Source organism: Macrococcus sp. S115 (assembly GCF_030067655.1).
Lineage (GTDB): Bacteria > Bacillota > Bacilli > Staphylococcales > Staphylococcaceae > Macrococcoides > Macrococcoides psychrotolerans.
This window is the reverse complement of sequence record NZ_JASJES010000002.1, coordinates 34,315-48,811: the sequence shown is the minus strand read 5'-3', so window position 1 is coordinate 48,811 and position 14,497 is coordinate 34,315. Positions and strand designations below refer to the sequence as shown.

General features: G+C 37.9%; 16 protein-coding genes. 14 read left to right on the top strand and 2 right to left on the bottom strand.

Annotated elements, in window-relative coordinates; translation table 11 throughout:
- The first annotated feature begins 12 nt into the window (after nucleotides 1–12).
- The gene (gene gcvPA, locus QNJ52_RS03355; protein WP_219491932.1) at nucleotides 13–1,356 is read left to right on the top strand and encodes an aminomethyl-transferring glycine dehydrogenase subunit GcvPA; all 1,344 of its coding nucleotides are present in this window, start codon (nucleotides 13–15) and stop codon (nucleotides 1,354–1,356) included.
- Nucleotides 1,349–2,818, top strand: coding sequence for an aminomethyl-transferring glycine dehydrogenase subunit GcvPB (gene gcvPB, locus QNJ52_RS03350; RefSeq protein WP_283721885.1), 1,470 nt, complete (start codon nucleotides 1,349–1,351; stop codon nucleotides 2,816–2,818). The genes gcvPA and gcvPB overlap by 8 nt, the downstream gene beginning before the upstream one ends.
- 40 nt (nucleotides 2,819–2,858) lie before the next feature.
- Here gcvPB and QNJ52_RS03345 read toward each other — a convergent pair whose 3' ends face one another.
- Complete coding sequence (locus QNJ52_RS03345) at nucleotides 2,859–3,239, bottom strand: rhodanese-like domain-containing protein (RefSeq protein WP_099483037.1); 381 nt, start codon at nucleotides 3,237–3,239, stop codon at nucleotides 2,859–2,861.
- Nucleotides 3,240–3,343: 104 nt separating this feature from the next.
- Here QNJ52_RS03345 and QNJ52_RS03340 point away from each other — a divergent pair, with 104 nt between their 5' ends.
- Nucleotides 3,344–4,174: a lipoate--protein ligase family protein gene (locus QNJ52_RS03340; RefSeq protein WP_219491928.1), complete on the top strand. Its 831-nt coding sequence runs from the start codon at nucleotides 3,344–3,346 to the stop codon at nucleotides 4,172–4,174.
- Nucleotides 4,175–4,188: 14 nt separating this feature from the next.
- Here the strand turns inward: QNJ52_RS03340 and QNJ52_RS03335 are convergent, their stop codons facing one another.
- Nucleotides 4,189–4,785, bottom strand: a complete 597-nt coding sequence (locus QNJ52_RS03335; RefSeq protein ID WP_283721884.1) for a hypothetical protein — start codon at nucleotides 4,783–4,785, stop codon at nucleotides 4,189–4,191.
- A 95-nt stretch (nucleotides 4,786–4,880) separates the two neighbouring features.
- On the opposite strand from QNJ52_RS03335, the gene QNJ52_RS03330 reads away from it, so the two are divergent.
- The 11 genes from QNJ52_RS03330 to QNJ52_RS03280 all read left to right on the top strand — a co-directional run bounded on the left by QNJ52_RS03330 (nucleotide 4,881) and on the right by QNJ52_RS03280 (nucleotide 14,479).
- A complete protein-coding gene (locus QNJ52_RS03330) occupies nucleotides 4,881–5,933 on the top strand; it encodes a M24 family metallopeptidase (protein WP_283721883.1) in 1,053 nt (350 codons plus the stop codon).
- A gap of 24 nt (nucleotides 5,934–5,957) precedes the next feature.
- Entirely contained in the window at nucleotides 5,958–6,515 is a 558-nt protein-coding gene (gene efp / locus QNJ52_RS03325; RefSeq protein ID WP_012657079.1) for an elongation factor P, read from the top strand.
- A gap of 119 nt (nucleotides 6,516–6,634) precedes the next feature.
- Nucleotides 6,635–7,063: an acetyl-CoA carboxylase biotin carboxyl carrier protein gene (gene accB, locus QNJ52_RS03320; RefSeq protein ID WP_219491922.1), complete on the top strand. Its 429-nt coding sequence runs from the start codon at nucleotides 6,635–6,637 to the stop codon at nucleotides 7,061–7,063.
- 1 nt (nucleotide 7,064) lies between these two features.
- On the top strand, nucleotides 7,065–8,414 hold the full coding sequence (accC, locus tag QNJ52_RS03315) for an acetyl-CoA carboxylase biotin carboxylase subunit (protein WP_219491919.1): 1,350 nt from the start codon (nucleotides 7,065–7,067) through the stop codon (nucleotides 8,412–8,414).
- An 85-nt stretch (nucleotides 8,415–8,499) separates the two neighbouring features.
- A complete protein-coding gene (locus QNJ52_RS03310) occupies nucleotides 8,500–8,847 on the top strand; it encodes an Asp23/Gls24 family envelope stress response protein (RefSeq protein WP_012657076.1) in 348 nt (115 codons plus the stop codon).
- Nucleotides 8,848–8,889: 42 nt separating this feature from the next.
- Nucleotides 8,890–9,282 (top strand): transcription antitermination factor NusB, encoded by a 393-nt coding sequence (gene nusB, locus QNJ52_RS03305; protein WP_120785626.1) that lies wholly within the window; start codon nucleotides 8,890–8,892, stop codon nucleotides 9,280–9,282.
- 8 nt (nucleotides 9,283–9,290) lie between these two features.
- The gene (gene xseA, locus QNJ52_RS03300; protein WP_283721882.1) at nucleotides 9,291–10,619 is read left to right on the top strand and encodes an exodeoxyribonuclease VII large subunit; all 1,329 of its coding nucleotides are present in this window, start codon (nucleotides 9,291–9,293) and stop codon (nucleotides 10,617–10,619) included.
- A 12-nt stretch (nucleotides 10,620–10,631) separates the two neighbouring features.
- A complete protein-coding gene (xseB, locus tag QNJ52_RS03295; protein ID WP_120785624.1) occupies nucleotides 10,632–10,832 on the top strand; it encodes an exodeoxyribonuclease VII small subunit in 201 nt (66 codons plus the stop codon).
- Entirely contained in the window at nucleotides 10,825–11,679 is an 855-nt protein-coding gene (locus QNJ52_RS03290; protein ID WP_283721881.1) for a polyprenyl synthetase family protein, read from the top strand. The genes xseB and QNJ52_RS03290 overlap by 8 nt, the downstream gene beginning before the upstream one ends.
- A 93-nt stretch (nucleotides 11,680–11,772) precedes the next feature.
- Nucleotides 11,773–13,656 (top strand): 1-deoxy-D-xylulose-5-phosphate synthase, encoded by a 1,884-nt coding sequence (gene dxs / locus QNJ52_RS03285; protein WP_283721880.1) that lies wholly within the window; start codon nucleotides 11,773–11,775, stop codon nucleotides 13,654–13,656.
- The gene (locus QNJ52_RS03280) at nucleotides 13,643–14,479 is read left to right on the top strand and encodes a TlyA family RNA methyltransferase (protein WP_283721879.1); all 837 of its coding nucleotides are present in this window, start codon (nucleotides 13,643–13,645) and stop codon (nucleotides 14,477–14,479) included. Before dxs ends, QNJ52_RS03280 begins: the two co-directional genes overlap by 14 nt.
- The last annotated feature ends 18 nt before the right edge of the window (nucleotides 14,480–14,497 follow it).

Genomic DNA, 14,497 nt, shown 5'->3' with positions numbered 1-14,497 from the left:
GGGGCGAAGAAAATGAGTCATCGTTATATACCATTAACAGAAACTGATAAAAAAGAAATGATGGAGACAATCGGTATCAACTCAGTTGATGAGTTGTTCCAGGACATACCTGAGAAAGTACGTTTCCAGGGCGATTTAAATATCAAGCCACGTAAATCTGAAACTCCGTTACTAAGAGAATTACAGGCGCTTGCAAACAAGAACGTAACGAGTGATACACATGTGTCATTTTTAGGTGCAGGCGTATATGATCATTATATTCCGACAGTGGTAGATCATGTGATTTCACGTAGTGAATTCTATACTGCATATACTCCTTATCAACCTGAAATTTCACAAGGTGAATTACAAGCCATCTTTGAATTCCAGACGATGATTGCAGAACTTACTGGTATGGATTGTGCGAACTCTTCTATGTATGATGGAGGTACATCATTTGCGGAAGCAGCAATGCTTGCATGTGGTCATACGAGAAATAAGAAGATTATTGTTTCAAAAGCAGTGAACGATCAATCACGCGCAGTATTACACACTTACGCAAAAGGTCAACATCTAGAAGTAGTTGAAATTGATGTGAAAGATACCGTTACGGATTTAGATGCTTTAAAAGCAGCAATTGACGAAGATACTGCATGTGTAATGGTGCAATATCCAAACTTCTTCGGAAGTATAGAGGATTTAGAAACAATCAAATCTTTCACTGAAGGCACTAAGGCCTTATTCGTAGTTTCGAGTAATCCGATGAGTCTAGGTCTATTAACACCACCTGGAGAATTCGGGGCAGACTTAGTTGTTGGAGATGCACAAGTATTTGGTATTCCAGCACAACTGGGTGGGCCACACTGTGGTTACTTTGCAGCAACGAAGAAGTTAATGCGTAAAATGCCGGGACGCCTTGTTGGACAGACACAGGATGATGAAGGAAACCGCGGATTTGTATTAACATTACAAGCGCGTGAACAACATATTCGTCGTGATAAAGCAACATCAAATATCTGTTCTAATCAAGCTTTAAATGCTTTAGCTGCGTCAGTTGCAATGAGTGCATTAGGTAAGAATGGCGTCTATGAAATGGCGAACCAGAACTTACAAAAAGCAAATTATATGAAATCACGTATGATTGAAGAAGGATTCGAAGTGCTTGAAGGAACAACATTTAATGAATTCGTAGTGAAATTTAATCATCCGGTTAAAGAGATTAATGAAAAGCTTCTTGATGAAGGTTTTATTGGTGGATATGACTTAGGTCAAGTTGAAGAGACATATCATAACCATATGTTAATTGCAGTAACTGAATTACGTACGAAAGAAGAAATTGATACATTTATCGCGAAAGTAGGTGTGTTCAATGCTTAAAGGAAGCTCTCCGTTAATTTTTGAACGTTCAAAAGAAAATCGTTTCAGCTATTCATTACCAGAATTAGAAGTAGAAAATAAAAAAGTCGAAGATTTATTAGATAGTAAGTTCATCCGTAAAGAACGCCCGATGCTGCCTGAAGTAGCGGAACTAGATTTAATGCGTCATTATACCGAACTTTCAAATAAAAACCATGGTGTAGACTCTGGGTTCTATCCACTAGGTTCTTGTACGATGAAGTACAATCCAAAGATTAATGAAAAAGTCGCACGTATGTCAGGCTTTGCGAACGCTCACCCGCTTCAAGATGAAAAAACAATTCAAGGTTCTTTAGAAGTAATCTACGATTTACAAGAACACTTAAAAGAAATTACAGGTATGGATGAAGTAACGCTTCAACCAGCAGCGGGGGCTCATGGTGAATGGACTGCACTTATGATGATTCGTGCTTACCATGAAGCGAATGGAGACCATAACCGCACAAAAGTCATCGTACCTGACTCAGCACACGGTACTAACCCTGCATCTGCAACAGTTGCTGGCTTTGAAACAGTAACCGTTAAATCAAATGAATTCGGGCTAGTTGATATCGGGGACTTAAAGCGTGTTGTAGGTGATGATACGGCTGCAATCATGTTGACAAACCCAAATACTTTAGGTTTATTCGAAGAAGATATTTTAGAAATCCGTGAAATCGTACATGCTGCCGGCGGTAAATTATACTATGATGGCGCAAACTTAAATGCGATTATGAGTAAAGTACGCCCTGGAGACATGGGATTTGACGCAGTTCACTTGAACTTACATAAAACGTTTACTGGACCTCACGGTGGTGGTGGACCAGGTTCTGGACCAGTGGGTGTGAAAGCAGATCTAGTGCCATTCTTACCAAAACCACATATCATTAAAGGGGAAGATGGTTTTAAATTTGATAACGACCGACCACAATCAATTGGTCGCGTTAAACCTTTCTATGGTAACTTTGGTATCTACTTACGTGCCTATACGTATATTCGTACGATGGGTCCAGATGGTCTGAAAGAAGCTTCAGAAGTTGCAGTGCTAAATGCGAACTACATGATGCGTCGTCTGCAGGATTACTTCGTATTACCATATGACCGTCATTGTAAGCACGAATTCGTAATTAGTGGATCTAAACAGAAGAAACTTGGTGTTAGAACTTTAGATATGGCGAAACGCCTGTTAGACTTCAACTTCCATCCACCAACAATCTACTTCCCGCTTAACGTAGAAGAATGTATGATGATCGAACCGACAGAAACAGAATCAAAAGAAACGCTAGATTCATTCTGTGATACGATGATTCAAATCGCTAAAGAAGCTGAAGAGAATCCGGATATCGTACTAGAAGCACCACATCACACGGTGATCGGTAGATTAGATGAAACATTAGCAGCACGTAAACCGGTTTTAAAGTATGAAGGTTCAAACGAGAAGTAGTATAAAAAAACAAGGTTAAGACGCATGTCTTAACCTTGTTTTATTTTGACTTAATTTTGCCAGTCCAGCCTTTATAGCCATTTTTAAGCATATAGATATCATTATATCCATGCTTCTTCATCATTCGTGCAGCACGATAGCTTGAAATACCGTTCGCATCGACGAAGTAGATGGGCTGATCTTTACGTAGACCTAGCATACGTGTTCTAAATATTGACATCGGAATATTTCTTGCCCCGATGATATGACCATAATCATAGTCAGCCTTCTCGCGTAAATCGATTACTTGTGCTCTTCTTAACCCTTGTTGAAACTCATCTTGACTTAACTCAGTAACAGCTTTACGATTAATAAAGTAATTAACAAGTATATAGATGAATAGTAAGAGAAGAACAATACCTAACACATACCAGAAATTCATACAGGTATTCCTCCTTTTTATTTCATAGATATATTATAGATATAATATACTTTATTTTCAAAGTATTTTTTAAAACTATAGACATACAGTAAAGAGGGTTGCATATGCAGGAAGAATGGTTGTTTATCAATACACACAATAATGATCCATATTATAATATGGCGATGGATGAAGCATTGCTTAACTTAGTAGCACAAGGAAAGCTGCCGCCTGTCATCAGATTCTATGGATGGAATCCGAAAACATTATCGATCGGTTACTTTCAAAAACTAGAAAAAGAAATTGATCTTGATAAAGTGTCTACCGGAGGATACGGACTTGTCAGACGTGCGACAGGTGGACGAGGAGTTCTGCATGATAAAGAACTGACGTACAGTGTGATCGTACCTGAATCTCATCCTATGATGCCGGAGTCGATTACTGCTGCTTATAAAGTGATTTCAACAGGGCTGTTAGAAGGGTTTAAGAATTTAGGGTTCCAGGCGGAATTTTCGGTGCCAAGGACGAAAGAAGATAGAGAACGCCTAAAAGACCCGCGAAGTTCAGTATGTTTCGATGCTTCGAGCTGGTATGAACTAGTTGTTGAAGGCAAAAAGATTGCGGGTAGCGCACAGACCCGTCAAAAAGGAGTGATTCTGCAGCACGGTTCAATATTACAGTCGATTGATGTAGATGAACTGTTTGATTTGTTCATCTTTAGTAGCGAACGACTGAAAGAACGTATGAAACGTAGCTTCTATTCCAAAGCAGTCAGTATAGCTGATCTGACCGATGAAGAGATTACCATTGCAATGATGGAAGAAGCATTTTATGAAGGGTTTGAGAAAGGTCTCGACATTAAGCTCAAGCCTTTTGAAGTAACTGCTGAGATTGAACAGGAAGTTTCTGTACTAATAGAAAAATATAGAAGTGAAGAATGGTTAAAAAGAAGGTAAGCGCATGCGCTTACCTACTCAATTGTTAATTTGTCAAATGCATCTATCGCATCGTGAAGCATCGCTTTACCTTGCGTTATTTTTTTTGTATCAGAAGTTTCGTAGCCATTATGGATTAAACTGAACGCCTTATCAAATTTATGGTTCGCATCATTAACCTGGCGATGCACATCTGTAAATGTTGAGGGGGGTTCGCTATTTTTAAATACATGATTATATTGCTGGATTGTGCCTTTGACGTCGGATTTAATTGTGCTTAGTGTTTCTTTTATCTGGATATCATTCTGTTCTGAAAGCTTACTTTCAATCGTTGAAAAATCTTTAATCGCTAAGGCAAGTGAAGCTGCATAAGAATTAAAGTGCATTGTATATTCATGATTAGCCATCTGCATGCTCCCTTGCAGCTGTTTTAATTCATTGTCAGTAGCATTTAAAGTGTTTTGCTTGGTGATTAAATCTGTTTTTTGATCTTCGATTTTTGATTTTAGTACTTTAATTTCCTTATTTAAGTCCTTGGATTTTTCGGTTAGGTCAGTTTCAGCACCTCCGCCACAGGCAGTAAGTGTTATAGTAGAAGTCATTATTAATGATAATATTTTGAATTTTTTCATTTTTTACTCCTCGAATGATTCGTTTTTCTAAATACTATGGTAACATGTATATATTCAGAAAATATAGTCAAAATACATATACTAAGGAGAAAAAGATGAAAATAGAAAAAGTCAGACATTTATTAGAAGAAAAGCAGCTGGACGCAGTCGTAGTCCTTTCACCACATAACAGAAGATATTTATCTGGATTCACAGGCAGTAGTGCAGGCTTGATCATCAGTAAGGAAAGAAACATACTCGTTACAGATTTCAGATACATAGAACAAGCAACGAAACAGGCACAATCTTTTGAAATCGTAAAACAAAAAACATCTTTACTAAATATGATAACTGAAGTAATTAAAGAGTTAGAATTAAAGACAGTAGGATTTGAAGGGAATCTTGTCACTTACCAAGAGTACATGCAGCTTGCAACAGGTGCAGAGCTTATTGATGTTACTGGTGAAATTGAAAAGATTAGAATGATAAAAGAACCATTTGAAATCGAGCAGATACAAAAAGCTGCGGATATCGCAGACGCTACGTTTGATTATATTTTAAAGATTACAAAACCTGGTGTAACTGAAATGTATCTAAATAATGAGATGGAGATGAAGATGAGAGCATTAGGTGCTACAAGTTCTTCTTTTGAAACAATTGTCGCATCAGGCATCAGAGGTGCATTACCACACGGTGTTGCAAGTAATAAAGTGATTGAATCTGGTGAAATGATTACATTTGATTATGGTGCACTTTATGAAGGTTATATTTCGGATATTACACGAACAATTGCAGTCGGAGAGCCACAAGACGAGATGGTTAAAATCTATAACATTGTTTTAGAATCGCAGCTTAAAGCACTTGACGAAATTAAACCTGGAATGACTGGCGTTGAAGCGGATAAAATTGCGAGAGACGTGATTGCAGGATATGGTTATGGAGACGCATTTGGCCATAGTCTTGGACACGGCATTGGACTTGAAGTGCATGAAAACCCTATGCTTTCACAACGTTCTTCTCATACTTTGGAAGAAAATATGTGTGTAACGCTTGAACCCGGAATCTATGTGCCAGGTTTAGGTGGCGTTCGTATAGAAGATGATGTTTTAGTCACTAAAAATGGTCTAAAGCGCTTTACACATTCCACAAAAGACCTTATTATTTTATAGTAGGTATATTGAGGAGGAAAATTCATGATTTCAGTAAATGATTTTAAGACAGGTTTAACAATCGAAGTAGATAATGGTATATGGCGTGTTATTGAATTCCAGCACGTTAAACCGGGAAAAGGTGCTGCATTTGTACGTTCAAAGCTAAGAAATTTAAGAACAGGTGCAATCCAGGAAAAGACATTCCGTGCAGGAGAAAAAGTCGGAAAAGCTCAAATTGACAACAAACGCATGCAGTATTTATATGCTTCAGGCGATCAGCATGTATTTATGGATACTGAATCATATGAACAGATTGAATTATCTGAGGATACAATTGAATATGAATTAAAGTTCCTGAAAGAAAATATGGAAGTTCATATCCAGATGTATGAAGGGGAAACTTTAGGTGTTGAATTACCGAATACAGTGACGCTTCAAGTTACTGAGACTGAACCTGGTATTAAAGGTGATACAGCTCAAGGTGCGACGAAAGCTGCTACTGTTGAAACTGGATACACATTAAACGTACCTTTATTTGTTAATGAAGGGGATACATTAATTATCAACACAACAGATGGTTCTTACGTATCTCGAGGATAATTTTTATGAAAGACATGTTTTTATACATGTCTTTTTTATTTTTATTGTTGAATTGGTCAGACCACTAGTTTACAATTGATTAGTAGCTAGTCTTAAAACTATGTATAAAGGAGTATCTTATGAATCTTGAACATATAAAATTACTGATTGATATGGTCGATAGATCAGAAATCACTGAATTTAATTATGAAGATAAAGAATTGAAGGTTGTATTGAAGAAAGAAAAAGAAAAGGTGGCAGCACCTGTAAAGCAACTGACACAGGAGCAAATTCAAGTTAAAGAGATAACTACGACTGAAGAACATAATGAAGATACTATTACGATTAATGCGCCTATGGTTGGAACATTTTATAAATCTCCATCCCCTGAAGCGGATCCTTATGTTAAGGTAGGGGATAAGGTGACGAATGATAGTATTGTGTGCATTTTAGAAGCGATGAAACTGTTCAATGAAATTCAAGCTGAAGTAAGTGGAGAAATCATTGAAATTTTAGTTGAAGATGGTCAGCTGGTAGAATATGGTCAGCCCCTCTTCAAGGTGAAGTGATATGAAGAAGGTATTAGTGGCAAATCGAGGAGAGATAGCGGTACGTATCATTCGAGCACTTAAAGATTTAGGAATCCAGTCCGTTGCTATCTATTCAGAAGCTGATAGAGATGCACTACATACACAGCTTGCTGATGAAGCATATTGTGTAGGTCCGAAACAGTCTAAAGACTCTTATTTGAATATCCCGAACATACTGATGATTGCGAGTAGTACAGGATGTGATGGGATTCATCCAGGTTATGGCTTTCTAGCAGAGAATGCACGGTTTGCCGAAATGTGTGAGGCATGCCAAATTAAGTTTATCGGCCCAAGTCATCAATCAATCAGTAAGATGGGAATTAAAGACGTTGCTAAAAAAGAGATGATAAAAGCTGGTGTTCCAGTGGTGCCTGGGAGCGATGGGTTACTGGAAGATGTTGAAAGTGCGCTAAAACTTGCTGAAACCATGAGTTATCCGGTCATAATTAAAGCGACTGCTGGCGGTGGTGGCAAAGGCATACGTGTTGCCAGGAATGAGCAGGAGTTAAGAGATGGCTATCGTATGACAGAACAGGAGGCAGAAACTGCATTCGGAAATAAAGGCTTATACTTAGAAAAGTTTATAGAAAATTTCCGTCATGTAGAAATTCAAGTCCTTGCGGATCAATATGGTAATACACTGCATTTCGGGGAACGTGACTGTACGATACAGCGTCGTATGCAGAAACTCGTCGAAGAAAGTCCTTCGCCATATATTGATGAAGCTACGCGATATGCGATGGGTCAGGCAGCAATTAATGCAGCTAAAGCTGTTAACTATGAAGGTGCCGGAACTGTTGAATTTATATATGATATAGATACGAAGCAATTTTATTTCATGGAGATGAACACGCGTATTCAAGTTGAGCATCCAGTTACAGAAATGGTGACAGCGACAGATCTTGTTAGATGGCAGATAAAAATTGCGAGTGGTGAAAAACTTACGATGACACAAGAAGAGATAAAGGTTAACGGTCATGCGATTGAATTTAGAATCAACGCAGAAAATCCATATCATAATTTTATGCCTTCTCCAGGGTTAATTACCCAGTATATTGCTCCTGGGGGTTATGGTGTCAGAGTAGATTCGGCATGTTACACAAACTACAGCATTCCACCTTTTTATGATTCGATGGTTGCCAAGCTTATCGTTCATGATAAAGACCGAGAAACTGCACTAAACTCAGCGTATCGAGCGCTCTCAGAATTTATTATATTAGGTATAGATACAACGATTCCATTCCATATGGCATTAATTCAGAATGAAACATTTCGTTCAAATGACTACAACACTAAATTTCTTGAAGACAACAATATATTGTCAGATTAAAAACGCGTTTAGCGTTTTTTAATTTCTGTTTTTATTTTATAATAAATTCATGGTATAGTTATTGTTATAGACAGGAGGTTATGTCATGATCGAAACAAATAAAAAAGGTAATCTTGGGACAGTTGAAATTGCGCCAAGTGTTATTGAACTCATTGCCTCAATTGCAGTTTCAGAAGTGAAAGGTGTGTCACTTGTACAAAAAAGTAAATCTTTAGAAAAGCTTGGTGTTAAAAATCAACGTGGTGTACAAGTTGATACGAAAGATGACACGATAGTTCTAGATGCGTACTGCGCATTTGACTATGGTACAAAGATTGCAAAGACTGCTACACTTGTACAAAAAGCAATCAAGAATGCACTAGGAAATATGACTGCGATTGAGCCGTCACAAATAAATATCCATATTGTAAATGTTAAATTTAAAGAGAATTAATCAGGGATGCTTGCATCCCTTTTTGATTGAAGGAGAAACTTTATGTCGAGAACAGAATCTAGAGAACATGCGATACAAATATTATTTCAGATAGAAAATGAAGCGCACGAAATATCAGTGGAAGATGCAACACGTTTTATCGTGGAACCTCCAAACAGAGATGTATTTGCTGATGAATTAGTTCGTGGTGTCAGTTCAAAACAAAATGAACTGGATGACAAGATTACGCCACACCTGAAGTCATGGGCATTAGAGCGCCTCAATAAAATTGACCGTATTATACTGAGACTAAGCGCATTTGAATTACTGTATACAGATGCACCAGAAAAAGTAATTGTCAACGAAGCAGTGAACTTAGCGAAGAAATTTAGCGACGATGAAAGCTATAAGTTTATCAACGGAGTTTTGAGTGAAATTATTAAAAATAAGGCGTAGTGATAATTATGGAGAAGTATCTAAGTGTAAGTGCATTAACGAGATATATTAAAACGAAGTTTGATAAAGATCCTTATTTAACAAATGTCTATATTAAGGGTGAACTGTCAAATTTTAAGCGTCATTCAAGTGGCCATCTTTATTTTGCATTAAAAGATAATGACGGTGTTATTAGCTGTATGATGTTTAAGCGTGATGCAGCACAGCTTACTTTCTCTCCAAAAGAAGGAGACAGTGTTCTTATTACGGGACGTATCAGTGTATACGAAAGTAGAGGGAGCTATCAACTTTATGCCAAAGATATTCGATTAGATGGTATTGGTATATTATATGAACGACTAGAAGCTTTGAAGAAAAAGTATTTCGAAAAAGGTTATTTTAATGTAGAAAATAAGAAACAGCTACCAAAATATCCTGAACATATCGCGGTGCTTACAGCGAGTACTGGAGCTGCTGTACAAGATATTAGAACGACGTTATCCAGACGCTATCCTTTAGCGGAAGTTACGTATATTTCAACAATCGTTCAAGGTGAAGCAGCAAAAGATGATATCGTCAATAATTTAAATGCAGCTGATCAGTTAGGTGCCGATGTTATTATCGTGGGACGTGGTGGGGGTTCTATTGAGGATTTGTGGGCGTTCAACGAAGAAATTGTCGTCGAAGCGATATATGCATGTAATACACCGGTCATTTCTGCAGTGGGACATGAAACGGACACTACACTCAGTGACTTAGTGGCAGATCACAGAGCCCCTACTCCGACTGCAGCAGCCGTAATGGCAACACCAGATAGCAAAGAGCTGCTCGTCGGGTTAAAGCAAGTAGATATCACGATGCTGCGCGCAATGAACCAAAGACTAAAGCATAATAATGAACGATTAAATTATCTTTCTTCATATTATATCTTTAAAAATCCATATATGCTGATCGAACAGAAGATGCAGAAAATAGATGAGTTTGAGCAGAGAATGAAGCATGCATCATTTAATTTGATCAATCAGAATAAGATGGATTTTCATTTCATTTCGAATAAAATTGATGCGCAGAAGTTGAATACGAAATTAAAGTATCAATATGAGCAGATTCATTCGATGCAGAATGTTATGAATCGAATGCTATCATATAAGCTGTCAAACTATCATCAGCAGCTCAAACACCATATCGCTTTACTGTCATCTTTAAGTCCAGCAGAGACTTTATTACGAGGCTATGCGATTGTGCGAAGTGAGGATAAGATTATTAAATCTGTAGATGATGTGAATGAACATGATTATGTACATATACAGCTTAATGATGGGGAAATTAAGGCAGAAGTGATGCATATTAATAAATAAGAGGTGATTATCATGGCTAAGACATTTGAAGAAATGATGCAGCAGCTGGAATCAATCGTTAAAGCGCTTGACGATGAACAGGTGAGTCTAGAAAAATCTATAGAACTGTATGAACAAGGTGTAAAATTATCTCAAGCCTGCCAAATGAAGCTTACTGAAGCAGAAGCGAAGCTTACCAAGCTGAATAGTGCTGAGGAAAATCCAGATGAATAAACAGTTTCTCCAAAATATTGAAGATGTGATTGCAGGGTTATATAACTCAAAGGACAACCGGTTATTTGACTCCATGCACTATTCATTAAGTGCTGGTGGCAAGAGGATACGCCCATTATTTGTCTTGACGACTATAGATAGTTTGGGTGGTAATGCTGTTGACGGTCTATCTTTTGGTGTGGCTTTAGAGATGATCCACACGTATTCGCTTATCCATGATGATTTACCTGCCATGGATAATGATGATTATAGACGAGGTAAATTAACAAATCATAAGCATTTTGATGAAGCAACAGCAATATTAGCCGGGGACGCATTATTGACAGACAGCTTTCGTATGATTACAGAAAGTAAGTTTGATGCAGATATCAAGCTGCCGCTTATAAGTCTGTTAAGTGAAGCTGCTGGCTCTAAAGGAATGGTTTACGGACAAATGCTTGATATGGAAGGCGAACATCAGGCACTCGGACTCAATCAGCTGGAACGAGTACATAGTTATAAGACAGGTGAGCTGATTAGAGCGGCATTCGTTGCAGCAGGGATAATCATGAAGCTTTCGGACGAAAAGATGCAGCTTCTAGACCAAATTGGAAGAAATGTGGGGCTCATGTTTCAAATACAGGATGATATATTAGATGTTGAAGGCTCATTTGAAGAGATTGGTAAACCTGTAGGCAGTGATGTCGAAAATGATAAAAGTACTTATGTTTCATTGCTCGGCCTTGAACAATCTAAAGCACTGCTGAAAGAAAAATTTGAACATACAGAAAAACTAGTACAAGCGTTATGTCCAGTTAATGATGGCTTGCTACAGCTTATAAGATTTATTATCGAAAGAAACAAATAATTAAAGCCTGTGAAGGCTTTTTTTATTTTTCATGACTTACAAAAGAGTGTTATAATAGGGATTACTAAAGTATAGACTGTAGGTGGGGAAGTAATGGACGTTACAAAGATTAAAGATCCTTCCTTTTTAAAGGATTTATCATATGAAGAATTAGATGGATTAAGTCAGGACATAAGAACCTTTCTAATAGAAAAGTGTGCAGTTACAGGTGGACATATTGGTGCAAATCTAGGGGTCGTTGAACTGACGATCGCACTCCATAAAGTATTTAATAGTCCAGAAGATAAATTGATATTTGATGTCGGCCATCAGGCATATATCCATAAGATTTTGACAGGTCGAGCAGAGCAGTTCGATACATTACGTCAATATAAAGGATTAAGCGGGTTTCCAAAGCTGAATGAAAGTAAACATGATGTATGGGAAGCAGGGCATAGTTCTACTTCTTTATCAGCAGCGATGGGAATGGCGAAAGCGCGTGATATTCAGCAGCAGCATTATGAAGTAGTGCCCATCATTGGAGATGGAGCGTTAACAGGTGGAATGGCCTTAGAAGCATTAAATCATATTGGTCATGATAAAACGAATATGACAATCATTTTAAATGATAACGAAATGAGTATCGCACCGAATGTCGGGGCAATGCATAATATGTTCGGAAGATTAAGAACGAACTCGAACTATAATCGTGCTAAAAGTGATATTGATCTCTTCTTGAGCAAACTTCCAGGAGGACATAAACTTAGAGATTCGGCAGATCGTGTGAAAGACAGTTTAAAATATCTTGTCGTCAACGGTATCTTTTTTGAAGAGTTAGGTATTAAATATATTGGACCGGTAGATGGTCATAACTATAAGGAGCTTGAGGAAGCATTACTGACTTCAAAACGCATTGATGGCCCAGTAATAGTTCACGTCATTACGAAAAAAGGGAAAGGCTATCATCCGGCAGAAAATGATAAGATCGGCACATGGCATGGTCTAGGTCCATATAAACTTGAGACAGGTGAGGTCTTGAAGGGAAGTGTACAAGGCCCTTCTTGGAGTCAGTTTTTTAGTGATACTGTGCAGTCATTTGCAGAAAGAGACAAGACGATCGCAGCCATTACGCCTGCGATGCCTGTCGGAAGTAAGCTCACGAAGTTTCAAAAAGAACTTCCGCAACAGTTTTTTGATGTAGGGATAGCAGAACAACATGCGGTTACAATGGCGGCAGGAATGGCTGCTAACGGTATGAAACCTTACGTTGCGATTTATTCGACATTTTTACAACGGGCATATGATCAAATGCTGCATGACGTGGATAGACAGAACTTACATGTAGTTTTTGGTATCGACCGCTCTGGACTTGTAGGTGCGGACGGGGAGACACATCAAGGTGTCTTCGATATCTCTTTCTTGACGCATATGCCGAATATGACTGTTATGATGCCGAAGGATGAAAATGAAGCGTATCATCTCTTACATAATGCATTTTATGAATATGAGGGCCCTATAGCGATTCGTTATCCCCGTGGTAATGGATATGGTGTGAAAGTAGATGCAACACCAAAAAGTATCGTGCGAGGCAACTGGGAAGTGCTTCATGAAGGCACTGATGTAATCGTATTAAGTTTCGGTCCGACATTAAAGCTCATTGAAGCAGTCAGAGAAGAGCTTCTAAAAGAAGGAGTCAGCATCGAAGTTGTAAATGCACGTTTCATTAAGCCTTTAGATTACCAGTATCTAGATGCCGCTGCTAAACGTAATATCCCTGTATTGACGGTAGAAGAAGCAATGTTAAGTGGTGGTTTTGGAGCAGCTGTTAGCAATTATTATTCTGATTTACACTTGAATGTCCACGTAACACGTATTGGAATCGACGATGAGTATATAGAGCATGGGGATGTTTCTATGCTGCTTGACGATATTGGTATTAATAAAGCAAATCTTATCCATGAAATAAAGCAGTTGGCGATATTACATGAAGAAAGTTAGGATAGATGAATATCTTGTAGCTCAAGATTATTATCAGACGAAGGATGCTGCAATGCGTGCAATAATGGCAGGACTCGTTTTTGATGATAATATACGTATTGATACTGCTGGTGAAAAGATTGATCCGCTAAAGATAAGAATACGAGTTAAGGATCAACGAAAAAAATATGTAAGTAGAGGCGGACTGAAATTAGAGAAAGCACTACAGCAATTTGATCTCGATATAAATGATCGCGTTCATCTCGATATAGGATCCTCTACAGGAGGTTTCACGGACTGTGCACTTCAAAATGGTGCAAAACATGTATATGCGCTCGATGTCGGAACAAACCAGCTGGATTACCGTCTTCGTATTCATCCGAAAGTCACAGTAATGGAACAGACAAACTTTAGATATGTTTCGCGTGATTTATTTGATCCTATTCCTGACTTTGTAAGCATTGATGTCAGCTTTATCTCTCTATCGCTTATATTTAAGACACTTGTCGAAGTTATTAAAGATGGCAGTGATATAATTGCGCTGATCAAACCACAGTTTGAAGCCCATAAAGAACAGGTTGATAAAGGTATCGTCAAGTCGAAGGATACACATATAAATGTAATCCAAAAAGTATTGAATTATGCAACTGATTATAATCTGCTCCCTCAAAACCTTACGTATTCTCCAATCTCGGGGACTAAGGGGAATATTGAATATTTATTGCATCTTAAATTTGAGAGGGGTACGATGGATAATCATTCACATAATAGACAGCAAATTTTTAAGGATACTGATATTATATCCATCATAAATGAAGCTTTTAATACTTTAAACCACTGTTAGGTCAGTGGTTTTTTCATA

Coding starts and splice junctions, on each gene's coding strand:
- gcvPA (WP_219491932.1), top strand. CDS start 13: ATGAGTCATCGTTATATACCATTAACAGAAACTGATAAAAAAGAAATG.
- gcvPB (WP_283721885.1), top strand. CDS start 1,349: ATGCTTAAAGGAAGCTCTCCGTTAATTTTTGAACGTTCAAAAGAAAAT.
- QNJ52_RS03345 (WP_099483037.1), bottom strand. CDS start 3,239: ATGAATTTCTGGTATGTGTTAGGTATTGTTCTTCTCTTACTATTCATC.
- QNJ52_RS03340 (WP_219491928.1), top strand. CDS start 3,344: ATGCAGGAAGAATGGTTGTTTATCAATACACACAATAATGATCCATAT.
- QNJ52_RS03335 (WP_283721884.1), bottom strand. CDS start 4,785: ATGAAAAAATTCAAAATATTATCATTAATAATGACTTCTACTATAACA.
- QNJ52_RS03330 (WP_283721883.1), top strand. CDS start 4,881: ATGAAAATAGAAAAAGTCAGACATTTATTAGAAGAAAAGCAGCTGGAC.
- efp (WP_012657079.1), top strand. CDS start 5,958: ATGATTTCAGTAAATGATTTTAAGACAGGTTTAACAATCGAAGTAGAT.
- accB (WP_219491922.1), top strand. CDS start 6,635: ATGAATCTTGAACATATAAAATTACTGATTGATATGGTCGATAGATCA.
- accC (WP_219491919.1), top strand. CDS start 7,065: ATGAAGAAGGTATTAGTGGCAAATCGAGGAGAGATAGCGGTACGTATC.
- QNJ52_RS03310 (WP_012657076.1), top strand. CDS start 8,500: ATGATCGAAACAAATAAAAAAGGTAATCTTGGGACAGTTGAAATTGCG.
- nusB (WP_120785626.1), top strand. CDS start 8,890: ATGTCGAGAACAGAATCTAGAGAACATGCGATACAAATATTATTTCAG.
- xseA (WP_283721882.1), top strand. CDS start 9,291: ATGGAGAAGTATCTAAGTGTAAGTGCATTAACGAGATATATTAAAACG.
- xseB (WP_120785624.1), top strand. CDS start 10,632: ATGGCTAAGACATTTGAAGAAATGATGCAGCAGCTGGAATCAATCGTT.
- QNJ52_RS03290 (WP_283721881.1), top strand. CDS start 10,825: ATGAATAAACAGTTTCTCCAAAATATTGAAGATGTGATTGCAGGGTTA.
- dxs (WP_283721880.1), top strand. CDS start 11,773: ATGGACGTTACAAAGATTAAAGATCCTTCCTTTTTAAAGGATTTATCA.
- QNJ52_RS03280 (WP_283721879.1), top strand. CDS start 13,643: ATGAAGAAAGTTAGGATAGATGAATATCTTGTAGCTCAAGATTATTAT.